Origin of the sequence: Pseudooceanicola nanhaiensis (assembly GCF_020171315.1) — a bacterium.
In the GTDB taxonomy this organism is placed as follows: domain Bacteria; phylum Pseudomonadota; class Alphaproteobacteria; order Rhodobacterales; family Rhodobacteraceae; genus Pseudooceanicola; species Pseudooceanicola nanhaiensis_A.
Window position 1 is genome coordinate 606332 of sequence record NZ_JAIUZP010000001.1, and the last position, 19647, is coordinate 625978.

Annotated in this window: 16 protein-coding genes; 9 read left to right on the forward strand and 7 right to left on the reverse strand. The window is 66.6% G+C overall.

The features are described from left to right. Nucleotides 1-95 precede the first annotated feature (95 nt). From LCM32_RS02850 to LCM32_RS02875, 7 genes are all read left to right on the forward strand, one after another. Nucleotides 96-800 (forward strand): dihydrofolate reductase family protein, encoded by a 705-nt coding sequence (locus LCM32_RS02850; protein ID WP_224819537.1) that lies wholly within the window; start codon nt 96-98, stop codon nt 798-800. 396 nt (nt 801-1196) lie between these two features. Further along, the gene (locus tag LCM32_RS02855) at nt 1197-1643 is read left to right on the forward strand and encodes a (2Fe-2S)-binding protein (protein ID WP_224819882.1); all 447 of its coding nucleotides are present in this window, start codon (nt 1197-1199) and stop codon (nt 1641-1643) included. Between the two features lie 3 nt (nt 1644-1646). Beyond that, nucleotides 1647-3842: a xanthine dehydrogenase family protein molybdopterin-binding subunit gene (locus LCM32_RS02860; protein WP_224819538.1), complete on the forward strand. Its 2196-nt coding sequence runs from the start codon at nt 1647-1649 to the stop codon at nt 3840-3842. Between the two features lie 3 nt (nt 3843-3845). After that, nucleotides 3846-4202, forward strand: coding sequence for a c-type cytochrome (locus tag LCM32_RS02865; RefSeq protein WP_224819539.1), 357 nt, complete (start codon nt 3846-3848; stop codon nt 4200-4202). Between the two features lie 142 nt (nt 4203-4344). Continuing rightward, nucleotides 4345-4614, forward strand: coding sequence for an alpha/beta hydrolase (locus tag LCM32_RS02870; protein WP_224819540.1), 270 nt, complete (start codon nt 4345-4347; stop codon nt 4612-4614). Nucleotides 4615-4947: 333 nt separating this feature from the next. Continuing rightward, nucleotides 4948-5145, forward strand: a complete 198-nt coding sequence (locus LCM32_RS22075) for a DUF6538 domain-containing protein (RefSeq protein ID WP_318246167.1) — start codon at nt 4948-4950, stop codon at nt 5143-5145. 261 nt (nt 5146-5406) lie between these two features. Then, nucleotides 5407-6474 (forward strand): serine hydrolase domain-containing protein, encoded by a 1068-nt coding sequence (locus LCM32_RS02875; RefSeq protein ID WP_224819541.1) that lies wholly within the window; start codon nt 5407-5409, stop codon nt 6472-6474. Nucleotides 6475-6552: 78 nt separating this feature from the next. Here the strand turns inward: LCM32_RS02875 and LCM32_RS02880 are convergent, their stop codons facing one another. From LCM32_RS02880 to LCM32_RS02890, 3 genes are all read right to left on the reverse strand, one after another. After that, entirely contained in the window at nt 6553-9645 is a 3093-nt protein-coding gene (locus tag LCM32_RS02880) for an ABC transporter transmembrane domain-containing protein (protein ID WP_224819542.1), read from the reverse strand. Between the two features lie 275 nt (nt 9646-9920). Continuing rightward, nucleotides 9921-10745, reverse strand: coding sequence for a DUF2182 domain-containing protein (locus tag LCM32_RS02885; RefSeq protein ID WP_224819543.1), 825 nt, complete (start codon nt 10743-10745; stop codon nt 9921-9923). 21 nt (nt 10746-10766) lie between these two features. Then, nucleotides 10767-11405, reverse strand: a complete 639-nt coding sequence (locus tag LCM32_RS02890) for a DUF1326 domain-containing protein (RefSeq protein ID WP_224819544.1) — start codon at nt 11403-11405, stop codon at nt 10767-10769. 363 nt (nt 11406-11768) lie between these two features. Between LCM32_RS02890 and LCM32_RS02895 the strand changes: the two genes are divergently transcribed. Beyond that, nucleotides 11769-12500, forward strand: coding sequence for an SDR family NAD(P)-dependent oxidoreductase (locus tag LCM32_RS02895; protein ID WP_224819545.1), 732 nt, complete (start codon nt 11769-11771; stop codon nt 12498-12500). A gap of 311 nt (nt 12501-12811) precedes the next feature. Continuing rightward, on the forward strand, nt 12812-15715 hold the full coding sequence (locus LCM32_RS02900; protein ID WP_224819546.1) for a calcium-binding protein: 2904 nt from the start codon (nt 12812-12814) through the stop codon (nt 15713-15715). A 70-nt stretch (nt 15716-15785) separates the two neighbouring features. Here the strand turns inward: LCM32_RS02900 and LCM32_RS02905 are convergent, their stop codons facing one another. From LCM32_RS02905 to LCM32_RS02920, 4 genes are all read right to left on the reverse strand, one after another. Beyond that, nucleotides 15786-16250 (reverse strand): hypothetical protein, encoded by a 465-nt coding sequence (locus LCM32_RS02905; RefSeq protein WP_224819547.1) that lies wholly within the window; start codon nt 16248-16250, stop codon nt 15786-15788. Nucleotides 16251-16393: 143 nt separating this feature from the next. Then, nucleotides 16394-17503, reverse strand: a complete 1110-nt coding sequence (locus tag LCM32_RS02910) for an S-(hydroxymethyl)glutathione dehydrogenase/class III alcohol dehydrogenase (RefSeq protein ID WP_224819548.1) — start codon at nt 17501-17503, stop codon at nt 16394-16396. A 44-nt stretch (nt 17504-17547) separates the two neighbouring features. Then, nucleotides 17548-17814, reverse strand: a complete 267-nt coding sequence (gene frmR, locus LCM32_RS02915; protein ID WP_224819549.1) for a formaldehyde-responsive transcriptional repressor FrmR — start codon at nt 17812-17814, stop codon at nt 17548-17550. Between the two features lie 382 nt (nt 17815-18196). Next, the gene (locus tag LCM32_RS02920; RefSeq protein ID WP_224819550.1) at nt 18197-19633 is read right to left on the reverse strand and encodes a PAS domain-containing protein; all 1437 of its coding nucleotides are present in this window, start codon (nt 19631-19633) and stop codon (nt 18197-18199) included. Between the last annotated feature and the right edge of the window lie 14 nt (nt 19634-19647).

Below are 19647 nucleotides of genomic sequence, written 5' to 3' on the forward strand. Positions count from 1 at the left end.
ATCGGGCATACACGCGAGCTATACGCGCCGCGTATCAAAGGGCAGCCCGCCTCGCGACTGCGAGGCCTCCAGTCCGCAACCGAACGAGCCGATCCATGACCCGCCCCCACATCATCTGCCACATGATCACGACCATCGACGGCCGGTTGCTTGCCGACCGCTGGCCTTGCGAGGAGAAAGAGCTGCTCGAGATCTATGACGCCGCCGCTGCCCGGCTGGACGCGGATGGATGGATCGTCGGACGTGCGACGATGGAGGCGCATTACCTTGAGGCCGCCGATCCAGCGCCACCAGAAGGGATCGGCCCGCGGGATGATCGCATCGCGGCGGATCACGATGCGCGCTCGGATATCGGCATCTGCATCGACCGGACGGGCCGGCTCCGCCCTGAGAGCGGAGAGATCGACGACGCGCATTTGGTAATGGTACTTGGCGAGACCGTCCCGCGCGCCCATGTCGAGATGCTGGTCGAGCGCGGCGTTTCGGTGGTTTTCCTCGGCTCGGGCGAGGGGGCGCTGGCCGATGCGCTGACGCGGATCGCGCGTGCCTTCGGCGCAAGGCGGCTGATCCTCGAAGGCGGTGGCGAGATCAATGGCGCTTTCCTGGCAGAGGGGCTGATCGACGAGACCAGCACGCTCATCTACCCGTTGGTGGACGGGCAGGGCGGTATCCCCGCCATCTACGAGCACCGCGGCGCGACCGAGGTGCGCAGCCTCGAGTTGATCGCCGTAGAGACCCTCGACAAGGGCTGTGTTTGGATGCGCCACCGGGTGCTCGCCGGTGACCCGGCTGCACAATAGGTCGCGGACTGAGCCCCCGTGCCGCATCGGGGACCTTGGCACAGAACCGGCCGCCGGTCATCGTCGCAGTGGCAACGCAGCCGGTCCTTGCGGTCATTGCCGCGCCTCTGACCGGGACGGGCCCCATGACCTCTGTGCTTTCTCGGCCCGGCCGGGCCGGTCTGAGCGCGCGCGGGGTGCTTCTTCTGTCTCGCGGCGATGGCGCAGCTCACCTGACAGTCGAACCATTCATGAGGCGGGCTCATCGGCGCTATCGGGTTTCGCCCATAGCATCGAGGCGGTCGGCATAGGACACTTGCAGGGCAGAGACCCCTTTTCGACATGGCGCCAGCGCCCGCTCTTCTGGCGGTGCCTCGCCATCGCCGCGACAGACCCATCGAACCGACAGGTATGACAATGCAGCTGAACATCAACGGTGCGACGCATGACGTCGACGTGGAACCCGATACCCCGCTCCTGTGGGTGATCCGTGAGGAACTCGGCCTGACCGGCACGAAATACGGCTGCGGCATCGCGCAATGCGGTGCCTGCACCGTGCTGATCGACGGTGTTGCGACACGCTCCTGCGTGACCCCGGCCGACAGCGTCGAGGGCCTCGAAATCCGGACCATCGAGACGGTCGAGGACACCGAGATCGGCCGCCGCGTGGTCGAAGCATGGGTCGAAAACGAGGTCGCGCAATGCGGCTACTGCCAGTCGGGCCAGGTGCTGGCGGCGACGGCGTTGCTGAGCGATATTCCGAACCCGACGGACGAGGACATCGACGGTGCGATGACCAACCTCTGCCGTTGCGGCACCTACAACAAGATCCGCGCCGCCGTGCGCAGCGTGTCGGAGGCCTGAGCCATGAGCGTGATTGACCAACTCACGCGCCGCCTCGGGCAGGCGCCGGTGAACGTGTCGCGGCGCGGCTTCCTTGCCGGGTCCGGGGCGTTGGTGCTGGCCACTGCGCTGCCGCTGCGCCCGCTGCGGGGGCAAGAGGCCGCTGCCGAGGGGCCTGCCGTCACCGCTTTCCTGGAACTGCGCTCGGATGGCACGGCGCTGCTGCGCAGCCCGTTCATCGAAGGCGGGCAGGGCATTTTCACGGCCATGGCGCAGATCGTCGGCGAGGAGCTTGACCTCGCGCCCGAGAACTTCTCGGTCGAGATCGCCCCGGCGGGTGGTCCCTTCGCCATCATGGGGGGCTACCGGTTGACGGGCGGCAGCATGTCGACCCGCACCGGCTATCCGGTGATGCGCCAGCTTGGCGCTGCCGCACGGGCGATGCTGGTCGAGGCGGCGGCGCAGGACTGGGGTGTCGATGCCTCGGAACTGGTAACTGAGCCGGGCATCGTTGTGCATGAGGGCTCCGGCCGTCGCGTGGCCTATGGCGATCTCGCCGCCGCCGCGATGGACCTGCCGGTGCCCGCCGAGCCGACGCTCAAGGATCCGGCCGACTTCCGCTGGATCGGTACGGCCCTGCCGCGCATGGATGTGCGGGCGAAATCCACCGGGCGCCAGACCTACGCCATCGATGTCGAGGTCGAGGGTATGCTTCTGGCGGCCCTTCGCCACGCGCCGCGCTTGGGCCTGACGCCCGCGGCGGTGACCAACCAGGCAGAGATCGAGGCGATGCGCGGTGTGCATTCCGTGCAGATGCTCGACGGGGCCGTGGCCGTGGTGGCAGAGAAATTCTGGCAAGCCCGCCGCGCCATTGACGCGGCCGAGATTGACTGGACCGAGGGGGAGGCGCGCTGGCCGATGCCCGCCGACTTCTCCTCTGTCGGATTCCGCGACACGTTGGCCGGTGCCACGGGCGAGGTGGTCGAAGTCGAAGCCTCGGGCGATGCCGCGGGCGTGCTGGAGGCCGCCGAGACGATGATCGAGGCCACCTACGATGCGCCATACGTGGCACATGGTCAGCTCGAGCCGCCGTCTGCCACCGCGCGGTTCAACGAGGACGGCACCCTCGATCTTTGGATGCCCTGCCAGGCGCCTGAAATGTTCGTCGGTGCGGCGGCAGCAGCGGCCGGGCTGGACGCGAGCCAGATCAACCTGCACCAGCAGGTGCTGGGTGGCTTCTTCGGCCGGCACTTCCTCTATGCGACCGCCAACCCCTTCCCGCAGGCGATCGCGTTGGCCAAGGCCGTGGGCCGTCCGGTCAAGCTGATCTGGACCCGCGAGGAGGACTTCCTGCGCGATGCGCCGCGTCCGCTGGGCCTCGCCCGGTTCCGCGGCGCGGTCGGCCCGGATGGCCCGACCGCGCTGCAGGTCGAGGTGGTGGGCGAGGGGCCGACCCAGCGCTGGTACCAGGCGCCTCCGGGGCAGGACCCTTCGGCGACCGAGGGCATCTCAGGCAAGACCTATGCGATTGCCAACAAGCACATCGGCCAGATCTACCACGCCAACCCGGCGGTCATCGGCTACTGGCGGGCCGTGGGCCACTCGATGCATGACTTCATGTACGAGAGTTTTCTCGACGAGCTTGCGCAGGCGGGCGGCCTCGATCCCTTCGAGATGCGCCTGTCGCTGCTCTCGAGCTCGGAGCGTCACCGCAAGCTGCTCGAACGCGTCGGCGAGCTATCGGGGGGCTGGCGCCCCGGTCCCTTCGAGGCCGAGGAAGGCACCACCCGCGCGCGCGGCGTGGCGATGGCCTCGCCATTCGGTTCAGAGGCAGCGGTGATCGCCGAGGTGTCGGTGGATGGCGGTGAAGTGCGCGTGCATCAGGTCTGGGTCGCGCTCGATCCGGGGCAGGTGGTGAACCCGAGCACCGTGGAGGCGCAGGTCCAGTCGGCGGTCGCGCTCGGCACGTCGCAGACCCTGGTCGAGGAACTGGTCTACGAAAACGGTGAGCCGACGGCGCGCAACTTCGACATGTATCCGATCCTGCGCCCCGACCAGATGCCGCAGGTGCATACGGCGATCGTCGAAAGTGGTGCCCCCATGGGCGGCGTCGGCGAGCCCGGTCTTCCAGCGGTCGGTCCGGCCATCGTCAACGCGGTGGCAACGCTCACCGGGCAGCGCATCCGCAGCCTGCCCCTGTCGAAACACGACTTCGGATAAGTGATGCAGAAAATTGGTACTCTTGTTCTCCTCGGCCTTCTTGCCGCGGAGCCCCTACTGGCGCAGGACGCCGCCGAAGGCGAAACCGTGTTCCAGCGGCGCTGCTCGGCCTGCCACACGATTGACGGGGCCAATCGCGTCGGCCCCAGCCTGCAGGGCGTTGTCGGTCGCGATGCTGGGACCTTCGACGGTTTCCGCTATTCGGGTGCGATGGAAGAGAGTGGGCTGATGTGGGATGCCGAGACGCTCATGAAATACCTCGAAAATCCGCGCGACATGGTTCCCGGCACGCGCATGGTGTTGCGCCTGCCCGATGAAGAAGATCGCCGCAACGTGGTGGAATTCCTGGCTACCCGGTGATCTCTGCGCAAGGCGCGAGGCATATCTATTCAAGAGAGGCGGCTTCGGCCGCCTCTTCGCATTCTAGGTGCCGGGGAGCCCAGGGGGGCCTTCACACGTGAGCGGCGGTCGGAAGGTCAGGAACCCGCGCGGCTACAGTGCGATGTTCGTTCGGACGGCTTCGGCCACCGGCTGCGAGCAAGGAACAGCGCACGGCGCGCTCGGGGCGTCGCTCGGTGATGGGGGCCGGAAAATAGCGAGCCAGCGGCGAATTGCCTGCTCCCGCGACTTCAGCGAGGATGCCTATGCTGCGGCGGCTGAGCCGAAGGAACCGATGATCATGGTTGGGGCGGATCACGTCGATCTGTATGATCAGGTGGACACCATTCCCTTCGACCGCATACAGGACTTCTTCGAAGGCCAGCTGGTCTGAAGGAACATGCTCTCTTAAGTGGACGGGCGGGCGCCCGCACACTCACCTCGCCTTTGGCCCGTGTGTTCTGGCATGTTGTCCAAATACGGGGCCTGAATACCTTCGCTCAGCGAAAGTGAAGACAGCTTGCGCAATATTGCGTGCGGCAAGTCATCGAACCCAGGGCAAATTTTCGACGCGGGGTACAAGTGGGGGTACGTGAGGATGGCAAATTGATTTAAGTATTTAAATTCAATATCTTGCTGGGTCATTGCGAAGCCGCCCCTGCACCATCATCTTCGGTAAGTTATTGGTTTTGCTTCAGCTTCTCGCAGCTGCTTGGAGCCGTAGACCATGTCGGAGACCATTTGCCCCTCGTTCACCTTCGTGAAATCCGGGATCTTCTACTTCAGCCGTCGCATCCCGACCGAGTTGAAGTGCCACTACACCTCGCCCCGCATCGCCTTTTCGCTGCGCACGAGATCGCCCCGACACCTTCCACCGTGCCGCCGAGAGGGCTTCCAGCTATGTCATCGACGCTTGTGGAGATAAGCCGCTCGACGCCTGCACACGGGCCGACGCCAATACCTTCCGGAGGAGGCGCGGGACCGCCCGAGAGGGGATCGGCGGCGATGCGCGCGGGCGGGGTGGCCGCCCCCGCCCCGTGTAGGGCAACAGCCGAAATATCGGTCGAAAGGGGCTGAAAAGTCAGGAAGAATTGCGGGCAGGGCGGCGGTGGCCGCCTTGCCCCTTGCGGTTGGCGGGTTCAGGGGACAAGCCGATGCGGCGTGAGGCTGCACAAAGGAAGACAGAATGACCCTTGGTTTCGATCCAGACCGCATGGCCGAGGCCATCGCCCTTGCGGAGGCAAGCGAGTCCCCCTGGCCGCGGACGATGTACTATGACGACGGCAGCTATGTCGGGAACGTCGAATGGAACGAAAGCGGCCCCTGGACCGACATCGTCGGCCCGGTGACACCGCGGGGCGGCACCGCCGGTCTGATCCTGCGCGGCGGCACGGAAATCGGCCGCTGGGGCGATGTCGAGCGCCCGGACATGACCTTCTCGATCGCCAAGAGCTATCTCGCGACGCTTGCCGGGCTGGCCCATGGCGACGGGCTGCTGCCCGATCTGGATGAACCCGTCTGCGCGCGGGTGCCGGAGCCGGTCTTCGAGGGGCCGCACAATGGTCAGATCACCTGGCGCCACTTCCTGAACATGAACAGCGAGTGGAGCGGCGAACTGTTCGGCAAGGCCGATCAGGTGGACCACTACCGCGAGATCGGCCTGGGCGCGGACAACAGCCGCAAGGGTGAGAAGCGCGAGATGCGCACCCCCGGCACGTTCTACGAATACAACGACGTGCGCGTGAATGCCCTGTCCTTCGCGCTGATGTCGCTCTTCCGCCGGCCCCTGCCCGAGGTGCTGCGCGAGCGGATCATGGACCCGATCGGCGCCTCGCAGGACTGGCGGTGGGATGGCTATGAAACCTCCTGGGTCGAGATCGACGGCCGCCAGATGCAATCGGTGCCGGGCGGCGGGCATTGGGGTGGGGGGCTCGTCATCTCGGCTGCCGACCATGCGCGCTTTGGCCAGCTGATCCTGCGCGACGGCGTGCACGACGGGCAGCGCCTGCTGCCCGAAGGCTGGATGGCGCAGGCGGTGACGCCCTCGGCCACGCTGCCGAACTACGGGTTCCTGTGGTGGCTCAACAAGGGGCCCGCGGCCAATCCCGCGCTGCCCTCCAGCGCCTTTGCCGCGCAGGGGGCGGGGGGCAACCATATCTGGATCGACCCGGAGCATGATGTCGTGGCGGTTCTGCGGTGGGTTGCCGGGGACCGCACCCAGAAGGTGCTGGAAGCCATCGTGCGTGCGCTCTGAGACGTCAGCCGGGCCGCGTACGAAACGCGCGGCCCGGCTGGGGCACTTTGGCTGCTACCCGCGCTGCCCGGTCGATGATCAGACCGGGCTGTCGAATTCCGAGTAGTCCACCCCGTGGGCCACGGCGAATTCATGCACGGCGCGCCCATGGGCCGAGGCGCTGACGAGGTTGCGCGACACCTTGCGCAGCATGTCCGTGGCGACCTTGGTGTCGTTCTCGATCACCGACATGAATTCCTCTGCCCCGATCCGCAGGAAGATCGAATCCTCCTCGGCGTAGAAGTCCATCGTGCGTTTCATGCCGAGGATGATGTTCAGATCGCCGATCAGGCGGCCCGGTTCCACATCGGTGATCGGCTGGGCCTTGCCGTGGTCGCCCGGCCAGTAGACGGCGGCGCGGCCCGCGAGGCAGAGATAAGCAGCGTCCGCCTCCTGTCCGGCGTGGAAGATGCGCTGACCGGCCTTGACCTTGAACCAGACCGAGCTGAAGGCGAGCAGCTTGCGCTGTTTCAGCTCCAGCTCTCCGAAGAGGGCGGTCTTGGACAGGATGCGCAGCTTGCGTTCGAGGCTTTCGCGTTCGCGCGGATCGGTCGGCGCCTCCTCGACCAGCTGCCCGTCGATGCGCCCGTCGACGATCTCGAGGAAGAGGTCGTATTGCTCGGGGCGGTAGAACTTGCGCTCGATGAAGATCTTGGTCGATTGCGGCAGCAGTTCGCTGATCCGGTTGCGGCTCTTCTCGCGTTCGTCCCGGGAATGGCTGGCCAGCACGTTGCGCAGGATCAGGATATCGGGCTTCTTGATCCCGGCCCGGGTGAAGGCCACGCGCTCGCGGTTCACCGCCCTGAGGCTTTCGCCGCCCGCGCTGACTTCCACGTCGAGGATCGCCTGGGCGACGCTGCGGCGCAGGTGGTGTTCCTTCAGCACCTCGATCACCACGTCGAGCACTTCTGTCTCGCGCGCGCCGGCGGTCTTGGAGACCCGCCCGAAGATCGCGTTGCCCAGCAGGCTCATGACCGGGAAGTAGCGGTCGGGCGAGATCGGCACGAAGAGCCCGTCCATCTGGGCGACCATGCTTTCGGCGTCGCGCTTGCGGATGTCGAGGATCTTCTGGCGCAGGGTGTCGTCGAAGCCGGAGCCCATGTCCTCGGCCGAGAAGGCGAAGGGCACGGTCAGCATCAGGGCGAAATCCTCCGAGGGCAGGGCCTCGGTGCCTTCGGCCTTCCAGCGGGCCGCGATATCGGTCAGCCGCAGGTAGAGGTCCGTGTCGAGGTTCAGGCGGCGGAATAGCGGGTGTTCCGTTGCATCCACCCCGAAGGTCGCGCGCAGTTCAAGGAGCACGTTGGCCGAGATCTCGGCAAGGTCGTCCATGATGCCCTGATCCCGCAGCACGCGCAGGAAGTTCGCGCTCCGCGACAGGGAGAGCTGCGAGAGCATCTGGCGCGGCAGCGCATAGAGCAGGTTGCTGGCCAGCGGCGCGACCGGGTTGAACAGCTCGGGGTCGAACCGGTGCACCACGTCGTCGAGGCCACGGGCCCGGATCCGCGCGGCGATCTCGGGGCGCAGGCGCACCAGCGCCTCGGCCAGAGCAGGCATCTGCGCAGGGTCGATCCGGCGCAGGAGCGCGCGGCGGACCAGCATGTCGTCGAGGTCCATCGCCTGCACCAGCTGGAACCACCAGTCATGCACCGCGTCGAGGGTCTCGAACCCGCCGATATGGGGATCGACCCAATCAAGTTCGGGCGGTTCGATGCTGTTGCCGCTGCGGGTGGCCTCGATCTGCCACTTGCGCTGTTCGGGCGACAGGTCCTTGACCCGGGGCGTGCCGTTGCGGAACGGCATGAGCATGTTTTCCCGCAGCGTGCCCTGGAAGAAATGCGGGTTGGAGTTGGCATAGCCGATCCGCGTGGCGATCACGTCCTGATGCAGTTCGTTCAGGTCCATGCCGTCGATCAGCACTCGCCCGCTGTAGGGCGTCACCTCCCGGGCCAGCAGTTCGGCAAAGGCGATGGCCGCGTTGTCGGAGTTGCTCTTGATCGCGATACGGGCCCCGCCCGGGATGACGCAGCTGATATCCTCCAGCACCGGGCGGCCGTCCTCGTCGATGACGGTGACATTGCGCAGCTCGATGTCGCCGTTCAGGCGCGGGATGCGCGCGGCGCGTCCTTCGAACAGGCCCTCATGGACCAGCGGGCTGGTCTGGAACCGCTCGGTCAGCACCTCCCAGCGGACGGCCATGTCCTGCGTCTGGTTGTAGTAGGTGAGGAGTTCCTTCCACGGGGAGGCAATGTCCTTGTAGGCCGCGAGTGCGGCGACGAGGGCGCCCACCGTGATCTCGCCCTGAATGGCGAGGTAACCGCCGACCGAGTAGAAGAAGAAGGGCGTCAGCTGGTTCAGCAGGTTGTTGAGAAACTTCATGAAGTACTTCTTCTTGAAGATCTCGAGGCGGATCTGGAACAGGACCCCCAGCCGCTGGGAATATTGCGCCAGCTTGTGCCGCGTGCCGCCGTTGACCCGCAGGTCGCCGACACCGCCTGCCGCCTCGCCGATGTCGGTAGCGAAATGGCGGATTTCCTGGATGCGGGCCTTGTTCAGCAGGTTGATGCGCCGTTGCAGCATCGGGATCAGCAGCGCCTGCACCGGGATCAGGGCCACGGATGCCAGCCCGAACCAGAAGCTCTGCGCGAAGAGGAAGGTCAGGATGGTGAGCATCTGACCGGCCTGGAACACAGGCTGGGACAGGAAATCCCCCATCAGCCCGCTCATCGGTTCCACCTCTGAGGTGATCATCGACACCAGTTCGCCCTGGCTCGTCCGGCGGAAATAGGGCTGCGGGAAGCGCAGCAACCGGGTGAGCATCTGGTAGCGCACCCGCCGCAGAAGACGCTCTGCCACCACGCCCCGCATGGTGTTCAGCACCATCTTGATCAGCCCGCTGGTGATCACCGCGATCAGGAAGGTAAAGCACAGCAGCATCAGGAATTCGATCTGCGTGAACCGCAGGCCAAGCACGACAACATCCTCGCCGGTGCCGCCGATGGCGTCGTTGATGATGCGCTTGGGCAGTTCCAGCGACACGTACATCACCGGGAAGGCGATCAGCGTCACCAGCAGCAGCTTGACCTGATCGTACTTCGAGTACTTCCAGATGTAGCTAAAGATCGATTTTTCCATGGCGGGGCGCCACCTTGATTGTTCGGGCGGGTCTCGGGGCTGGGACCGACCCTAGCTTAGACGTAAACTGTTGGCAGCTGTCTTGGACGATCTCCGCACGCACAGCGGGCGTGCATGGGAGCAGGCCGACCGCAGCGTGACGGACAGGAAAGACGGCGCCGCCTGTGCGGGGCACATTCACTACCAATGTTGGAGCGTGTCGCGCAAGGGACCGCCGTGGCGGGAATGGTGCGCCTGCGCGCAGCCTTCTGCGTCATGGTGCGCCTGGCGCGGTGTCAGAGGCTCTGCGCCACGATCCACAGGCCCCAGCCGACCAGCGCCGCCCCCGCGACCCGGGCAAAGAGCGCGCCGAAGGGGGCCAGTTTCTCCACCGCGACAAAGGCGGTCAGGCCGACGATCCAATAGAGGTTCATGATGCCGCCCGCGAAGAGCAGCGCCATCAGGACCCAACAGCATCCGAGGCAAAAGGCGCCGTGATCCAGCCCCATGACGAAGGCGCCCGACAGGCCCGGGCGGCGCCGCTCCGACAGGAAGCGGGCCGGGGCGCGGCATTGGGCGAGGCAGGCGGCCTTCAGGGGCGTGAACTGAAAGACCCCGGCGGCGATCAGCAGCAGGCCGCCTGCCCGGGTGTCGATCAGCGTCATCATGGTGGAGGAGACGATCCCGCGCGCCTCCAGCACCCATTGCAGCGTCGCGGCGGCGAGGCTGAACCCGGCCCAGACGAAGAGATATCCGGCAAGGAAGGCGGCAGAGGCCGCCCGGACCGTCGGCGCCCCATCAGACCGCGACCTCGCGGAATGGCGCAGCAGTGCCGCGTGGAGGAGCACCGTGGGGGCCACGCTGGGCAGCATCATCGCGATCATCATCACCCACCACATGAGAAAGACGAGAAGCGCATAGCTCGCCGTCCACGCCCCGGGGGGGACGGGGCCGGGCATGTCGCGCATGTCCCGCATCGCGGTCATCTGGAGGGCGGTCATCCGCATGCCGACGCCCGTGACGGTGTAGATCCCGGCAAGGGCGAACAGCGCGCCGATCAGCACGACCAGCATCAGCCGGTCGTGCCTCAGGACGCGCTCCATCAGGGGGGCGTCAGACATGTCGGTCGTCCTTGCGGCGGATCAGGCGGCTTCGAGCACGCCTTCGTTGTTCATGTGAATCTCGCAGAAATGGGCGTGGCTGCCCTGGTTCTGGGTGATCGGGATCGCGCCGGTGGTGGTCGTCGTCGCCTTGGCTACCTCGGCGATGCGGTACTCGAACCCATGGGGCAGGTTGATCCGCGCCCGGTGTTCGACGCCCGTGATCGGGTTGGTCAGGGGCTCGAACAGGGTCTCGAAGACCTCGGAGACCTTGGCTGATCCGCTGCGCCCGTCAAAGTCGAGGTCGATGGCGATCGGCTTGAAGAGCGTGTCGAGCTTGTTCGGGCTCATGGCCGAGTAGACCCACCAGAAGGTGGCCATGTCCTCGGTGTCCTGACCGGTGACGATCTTTTCGAGCGCGGCGCGCTGTTCGGGCGTGGCGCTTTCGTCGATGACCGTCTGCATGGTGCCGTTGCCTTGATGGACCGCGCCGGGCCATTTGAACACCTGCGCCACCTTGGTGCCGGACAGGTCGACGTCGCCGTAATGGCCCTTGTCGATCAGGTAGGCGACCGCGGCCTCGCAGTGGCCCTTGGTCGGCAGCGACATGAACTGGCAGGGGCAGCCCGTATCGCAGTTGCAGTTCGCCAGTTCGAAGCCGTGAATTTCCCAGGGTGTCATCTCACTCTCCGTATGATCGTTAAAAATCGCCTCCCTTAAGGGTAACATAATTATTCACGAATCGTGAATATTTATGCCGTCACGTGAGGGTTGCTGCCCCGGGCGGAGAGAGTCGCGGGGACTCTGCAAGCGTCCAGCTGTGAGCCAGAGAGACACGCGGATAGTGGCGGCGACTCCCCGGTTCGCAGACAGGGGGCAGACAGGGGGCAGACAGGGCACTGACGAAAATCCGTGCGGCGGCGCGCGGTCGGCGGAGGTGTCCCGCCCGTGCAGGGTCGGTGCGGGGCCGGTGGGCTTGCAGAGCTTCGCGGGGGCTTCTACAGCTTGGCCAGCCCAATGACGGGCCTTTGGAAGGCTGTAGAGATGACCCAGAAAACCCTGCTTCTGACCGGCGCAAGCCGCGGCATCGGCCATGCCACCGTGAAGGTCTTTCAGGCGGCGGGCTGGCGCGTTCTGACGGTCTCCCGCACGGCCTTCGACGCGCGCTGCCCCTGGCACGCGGGCTCGACCGATCACTTCGTGGGCGATCTGGCCGATGCCTCGGCGCGGGCGGACCTCGTGGCGCGGGTGCGCGATTGCCTCGGGGCGGAGGGGCTTCATGCCATCGTCAACAATGCCGGCATCTCTCCCAAGGGGGAGGGCGGTGCGCGGCTCGGCGTGGCGGACAGCAGCGACGAGGTCTGGTCGCAGGTGCTGGGCGTAAACCTTCTGGGTCCGGCGGCGCTGATGCGTGACCTGCTGCCAGAACTGGAGCGCGCCAAGGGCTCCGTGGTCAACGTGGGCTCGATCGTGGGCAAGCGCGTCCATCCCTTCGCGGGCGTGGCCTATGCCTGTTCCAAGGCGGCGCTGGAGGCCCTGACCCGCGAGGCGGCGGGCGAACTGGGCCCCCGCGGCGTGCGTGTGAACATGGTGACCCCCGGCGAGATCGAGACCGAGATCCTCTCGCCCGGGACCGAGAAGATGACCGACGTGATCCCCCTGCGCCGTCTGGGCAAGCCCGACGAAGTGGCGCGTGTCGTCCTCTTCCTGTGTTCCGAGCAGGCGTCCTACGTCAACGGCGCCTCCGTCGACGTGAACGGCGGGCAGCACGTCTGAGGACACGGCTGCCGTGCTGTGCGGAAGCAGCAGGCGTGCGATACCCGGGGCAGGGCATCGATGGGGCCCCCCTGTGACAGCGGCCGAGCGCGGCGCAAGTCTCAAATGGTTGATTTGAAACGCAGGTTTCCTGCGTAGCCGTGGCCCGGTACGGGCGGGCCCCTTGGCGCCTCCCGGGCGCGGGGCCCCTGCGACATTCTGCCCGCGCTCAGTTCGCGCCCCGTTGATAGTCGTCAATGCTGGCCTCCGGAGGCGGACGCAGGGTTTCGGCATATACCGAGTTCCCGGTCCTTTTCAGAGGCTTGTTTCCCATGACTTTGTACAACTCCTACGTTCGTTCCCTGACGGGCGAATTGATTGTCGCCGATACCGATGCCTCCATCAGCACGGCCTTCTCGGACGGTCAGAACCTCGCCACGCTCGACAATGGGAACTGGGTGGCGGTCTGGCACGACAGCGACGGGGCGGGCACGATCCTGGCGCAGATCATGTCGCCCTCCGGCGTACCGGTCGGGGATGCCATCACGATCAGCCTGCCGCGCCTGACGCCCGGCGGGGCGGAGTTGTACCAGGGGGATCCGACGATTGCCCCGACGGCCGATGGCGGCTTCATCGTGGCCTGGACCACGGAGGAGTACAACGGCGGCTACAACACCGGCCGCAACGTGATGACCCGAACCTACGACGCCAGCGGCACCGCCCTGAGCGACCCCGTCGTGACGGTGCTCCAGATGAGCGATAGCGGCTATGTCGTCACCAGCAGCTGGGAACAGCAGCCCAGCATCGCGCAGCTTGCCGATACCGGGGCGCTGGCGCTGGCCTTCTATGACGACCTCGAGATCGGGGTGAAGATCCTGTCACCGGACGGGCAGAGCGAGCTGACCAGCTTCCGCGCCAACGAGGTGACGGCCGAGGACCAGCGGATGCCCGTCGTGGCGGGGCTGGCAGCGGGCGGCATGGTCGTGGCCTGGGTCGGGGACGATGATCCGGTGAGCACGTCGCAGGGGGTCTTTGCCCGGATCTTCGCCTCGGACGGGACGCCGCTGACCGGCGAGTTCCAGGTGAACGAGACCACCTATGCCAGCCAGACCGCCCCGATCGTGGCGGCACTCTCCGACGGGCGTTTCCTGGTGAGCTGGTATGACGGCTACGACGAGGCCACCAGTTCGTTCCGCGGCCAGATGATGGCCCGCTACTACACTGCCGACGGCGTCGCGCAGGGGGGCGAATTCGCCATCGCGCCTGAGTTCGACGGCGGCTATGGCGGCGAGGCGCAGCAGGCGGTGCTTGCGCTGGAAGACGGCGGCTTCCTCGCGGTCTTTACCGGGCTCGTGGATTACTACGAGGACCGTACCGATATCTTCGCCTGCCGCTTCGCCGCGGACGGGACGCGGCTGACCGGGATCATTCATCTGGGGACGAGCTTCGTCGGCTACCAGAACGCCCCGCGCGCCACGCTTCTGGAGGATGGGCGCGTCGCGGTGACCTTCTATTCCTCCGCCGAGGGGACGCGACCGGAAGGGCTTCGCACCCAGATCCTCGAAATGGCCGAGATCAACGGCACGGCCACAGAGGACGCCGATTTCATCGTATTCGACGACGCGCCGCACAACGTGGACCTGCTGGGCGGGGACGATGTCGCGACCGGCGGGGCAAGCGGCGATACCCTGCTGGGCGGGGAGGGAAACGATTTCCTGTACGGGCGGCGTGGCGGCGATGTGCTGGATGGCGGCGTCGGCAATGACCAGCTCTTTGGCGATGCGCAGGACGACACGATCTATGGCCGGGACGGCAACGACGTGATCACCGGCGGTGACGGCCGGGACCTTGCGTGGCTGGGGGTCGGGAACGACCGGTTCCAGGACAACGCGCAGGAGGGCGAATACGGCCGCGACACCGTCTATGGCGAGGCGGGGAATGACACGATCGTCGGCGGCGCCGGCGATGACGCCTTCTATGGCGGCGTGGGTCAGGATTATGTCTACGGCGGGCTCGGCAATGACCTGATCTACACCGGCGCGGATGACGACCACGCCATGGCTGGAGGCGGCAACGACACTCTCGTCGAGGGCGGCGGCAGCGATTACATCTACCTCGGGGCCGGGGATGACCTCTTCTATACCGTTGCAGGCGACACCGGCGGCGACACCGTCTTTGGCGAGGCCGGGAACGATACGCTGGTCGGCGGGGAGGGGGGCGATTACCTCGGCGGCGGCTTCGGGGCCGATCTGATCCGCGGGGGGCTCGGCGATGACTCGCTGCGCGGCGGGGACGAGGCCGATGTGATCTATGGTGGCCTTGGCGATGACACCGTGGACGGCGGGGACGGGCCGGATACCGTCTGGCTGCTGGAGGGCAACGACCTCTTCATCGACAATATCGAGGGCGGCGTCGAGGGCAGCGATACCGTCTATGGCTATCTCGGGAACGATACCATCGACGGGGGCAACGGCAACGATGCTTTCTATGGCGGGGCGGGCGCGGACCTGATCCGCGGGCGTCTCGGGGATGACCTGATCTATGGCGGCGATCAGGACGACGTGATCTGGGCCGGCGCGGGCAACGACGCCGTCAACGGCGGCAACGGGCGCGATCTGGTCTATCTGGAGGACGGCAACGACAGCTTCTCGGACACGGCGCAGACCACGGCCTATGGTGCCGACAAGGTCTTTGGCGGGATCGGGAACGACACGATCGCCGGAAACGGCGGGGCCGACACGCTGTTGGGCGAGGATGGCGACGACCTGATCTATGGCGGCAGCCAGGCGGATGTGCTGTTGGGCGGCACCGGGAATGACAGCGTCTATGGCGGGGATGGCCCCGATCAGGCGTGGCTCGGCGCGGGCAACGACATCTTCTTCGACAACGCCCAGACCGGGGTCTATGGCGCGGACAGCGTCAACGGCGAGGCGGGCAATGACACTTTGCGCGCGGGGGGCGGCAACGACACCCTCACGGGGGGCGAGGATCAGGACAGTTTCCTCTTCATCGGGGCCGCGATCGGCGCGGACGTGGTCACGGACTACGTGGCCGGAGAAGATCTGGGCCTCGACGATGCGCTCTGGGGTGGGGGGCTGACGGCGGCACAGGTGGTGAGCCAGTTCGCCGACGACAGCGGCGCGGATGTCGTCTTTGACTTCGGCGGCGGCAACACGATCACCCTTGTCGGGCTCGACAGCAAGCTGGGGCTGGACGCGGACGTCTTCCTCCTCTGATCGTCCCGGGGCGTCGCGCGGCCGTGGCCGCCGCGCGGCGACGAAGGCAAAGCAGCGGTCCGGGCTGGCGTCAGCGCCCGCCTTCGGTGAAGACGCGGGCCAGGGCCTGGAAGGCGTCCATATGCGGCGCGATCACGGGGGCGTCGTTGATGTGCAGGCGGTCCGACCAATCGTCGAAGCCTGCCCCGGGGGACCACCGGCCCTGACGGTTCACCACGCCGAGCCGCACCGCGTCATAGGCGGTGAGGATGCGGTCCGTATCTGCGGGCAGGTCCACGGCGATGCCATGAGCGGCGATGAAGGCCGGCACCGCGTCGCGCAGGTAGCTGTCCGCACCGGCGGTGGCAGGCAGGCCCTGCTGGCGCGCCGCAGCTTCCAGCTTGCGAAGGGCGGCCAGCACGGCCTCAACCTCGCGGTCGGTGACAGGAGGGGTATCGGTTTTCCAGTCCACGCCAGCCTCCACGCGTGTGGTGCAGAAGGCGCCGAGGGCGGCCAGCACCAGTCGTCTGTTCGGGAATTTCGGGTCGTGTCTCATGTCGCCTCCTGCGCAGGTCTCGATCCGATCCGGCGGGGGCGGGCAGGGCCCTGCACCGTCGCCATGGGGCGAGGGTAGCCGCTCGACGGCTGCGGGTCCACAGGGGCTTCGGCCCCCGCGTGGTCGCGGGGGCCGAGGGGGGATCAATACTTGATGACCGAGCGGATCGACTTGCCTTCGTGCATCAGGTGGAAGGCTTCGTTGATCTCTTCCAGCGGCATCGTGTGGGTCACGAAGGGCGCGAGGTCGATGTCGCCCTTCATCGCGTCCTCGACCATGCCGGGCAGCTGGGTGCGGCCCTTCACGCCGCCGAAGGCGGTGCCGAGCCAGCGACGGCCGGTGACCAGCTGGAACGGACGGGTCGAGATTTCCTGACCGGCGCCCGCGACGCCGATGATCACCGACTGGCCCCAGCCACGGTGCGCGCATTCCAGCGCCGCCCGCATGACATTCACGTTGCCGATGCACTCGAAGGAGTGGTCGACGCCCCAGCCGGTCATCTCGATGATGACCTCCTGGATCGGCTTGTCATAATCCTTGGGGTTCACGAAGTCGGTCGCGCCGAACTCCTTGGCCAGCTCGAACTTGTCGGGGTTGGTGTCGATCGCGATGATCCGGCCGGCCTTGGCCTGACGCGCACCCTGGATCACGGCAAGGCCGATGCCGCCGAGGCCGAAGACCGCGACGGAGTCACCCGCCTGCACCTTGGCGGTGTTGTGCACGGCGCCGATGCCGGTGGTCACGCCGCAGCCCAGCAGGCAGACGTGTTCGTGGTTGGCTTCCTCGTTGATCTTGGCCAGCGAGACCTCGGCCACGACGGTGTATTCCGAGAAGGTCGAGCAGCCCATGTAGTGGTAGATCGGCTCGCCATTGTACGAGAAGCGGGTGGTGCCGTCGGGCATCAGGCCCTTGCCCTGCGTGGCGCGGACCGAGATGCAGAGGTTGGTCTTGCCCGACTTGCAGAACTCGCACTCGCCGCATTCGGCGGTGTAGAGCGGGATCACGTGGTCGCCCGGCTTGACCGAGGTCACGCCCTCGCCAACCTCGATGACGACGCCTGCGCCCTCGTGGCCCAGAACGGCGGGGAAGATGCCTTCGGGATCGTCCCCCGACAGGGTGAAGGCGTCGGTGTGGCAGACGCCGGTGTCGGTGATCTTGATCAGCACCTCGCCCTTCTTGGGCGGCGCAACGTCGATCTCGACGATTTTCAGCGGTTCGCCGGGGGCGAATGCGACAGCGGCACGGGATTTCATGCGCGGGCTCCTTCTGGCTTTGGCGGTCGTGGCCGCCGGGGCAATTATTTGAGGTAGGTTCTCACAAGGCCGATCAGGTCGTCGACCTTATCTCCGCCGTGTTGTGGGTCAGATGCGAACTCTTCGCGGACGTGGGTCTCCAGCACTTCGGCCATCAGCCCGTTCACGGCGCCCCGGACAGCGGCGATCTGTTGCAGGATCGGGCCGCAGTCCGCGCCCGATTCCAGCGCGCGCTCAAGTGCCTCGCACTGGCCTTTCACGCGGCGCACGCGTGTCAGGACACGTTTCTTGGCTTCGGGGGAATGGGGCATCGGGGGCCTCGGGTGCTATACTGGGGTATAGTATATTTCAGGCGGCCCGGAGAGGCAATCGCGATCTGGCTGGGGGCAGAGACACGGGTGTCCGCCCCTCGTCCACGGGACAGGCGAAGGGCGGACGGTCGAGACGCTCCGACAGCAGGGGATGGGTATCACCGCCGGAACCGCGCTGCCGGTGGGGACCAGCAGGGTCGATGTTCCCGGAGCGCGTGCCGTCTCCGGGACTTGGGGATCCCGGGAGCGGTCGATGCGGAGCGCCGAGATGCAGCGCGCCCCACGCAAACTCCGCCGGGAACCCGTTTAGCATAGCCTCTCAGGGGCTTGGCGCATTGACGGCGGACAACGGCGCCCGGTTTCACCGGGGCTGTGCGGGCGATCAGATGTCCGTGTCGCGCAGCCATTCGTGGAACAGTGCGATCTGGCTGTCGATGTGATCCTGCAGCAGGCGCGCGCGCTGTTCGGAATGCACCCGTTCGGTGATATCGACCTGTGCCCCGGTCAGGCGCTTGGGGCGGTCGGCCTCATCATATTGCACCTGTCCGCGGATCAGCAGCCAGACGACCTCGCCGTCGGGGCGGATGACGCGCCATTCGCCCTCGAATTCGCCCATCTCCAGCGCAACCTCGAGCCGCCGCGCGGCCTCGGCCCGGTCCTCGGGGTGGACCATGGCGATCCAGTCCTCGTAGCTGCCGCCGAGCGCGCCTTCCTGCAGGCCCAGCATGTTCAGCGCCTCGGGGCTCCAGCGGCCCTCGTTGGTCTGGATCAGCCAGTCGAAGGTCGCCACGCCCGCGCTGTCCTGCGCCAGCCTCAGGCGCAACTCGGCATCGCGGACGGCCTCTTCGGCGACCTTGCGTTCGGTCACATCCGTGGCGGCGCCGAACCAGTCGGTGATTTCGCCGCTTTCATCCATCAGGGGCACCGCGCGGGAATGGACCCATCCCTCGGTGCCGTCCGGGCGCATGATGCGATGTTCAAGCTGGAAGGGTTCGCGGCCCTCGATGGCGGTCTTGATCGCGGCGCTAAGCTCGGTCTGATCCGCCGGGGCGATGTAGTTCTGCAGCCAGGCCGTCTTGGAGATCGGGACATTCGGGGGCAGGGCGGTGCCCTGAAGGTCGCGTATCTCGCGCCAGTCGGGCCGCATCCGGTAGACCACGTCCGACGTGGCCGTCACCAGCGCGCGGAATTGCTGTTCGCTGACCCGAAGGGCCAGTTCGGCCGAGACGCGTTCGATATCGGACCAGATGCGGCTGGCCACCTCTTCCATCAGGCTGATCTCGTCGTCCTGCCAGCGGCGCGGGCGCGGATCATGGGCCGTGAAGACCGCGATCAGTTCGCCGTCCTTCAGCAGCGGCGCCACAACGAAACTGCCGATATCCAGCGCCGCATAGGCCGCCTTGTCCGCGCGGGTCAGCCGGATGTCCTGCAAGATGTCGTCCACGGCGAGGGTCTTGCCCTCCAGCAGGCTGCGGGTCAGGCCGGGGAAGTCCGAAAGCAGGTAGCGCCCGTCGAAGGACTGACGCCCCGGTGCGGCATAGCTGTTGCGGGCGACGAAATGCGCCTTGCCGTCCTCCCGCTCGATCAGGGCGTAATTCGCGTTCGCGACCGCGAATTCCTCGGCGATCATGCGGGTCGCCTGCGCGATGATGGCATCGGCCCCCGACTGGGGGCGCATGGCATCGCTGAGCTTGAGCAGGAAGGATCTGCGGGCCTCTTCGCGCCGCATCGCCATCTCGGCGGTGTCCAGATGTTCCAGCGTGTTGATCAGGCGCCGGAGGAACCGCTTTGGCCGCGTCTTATGGGGGGGCGACGTCATGGTATCCTCCCCGC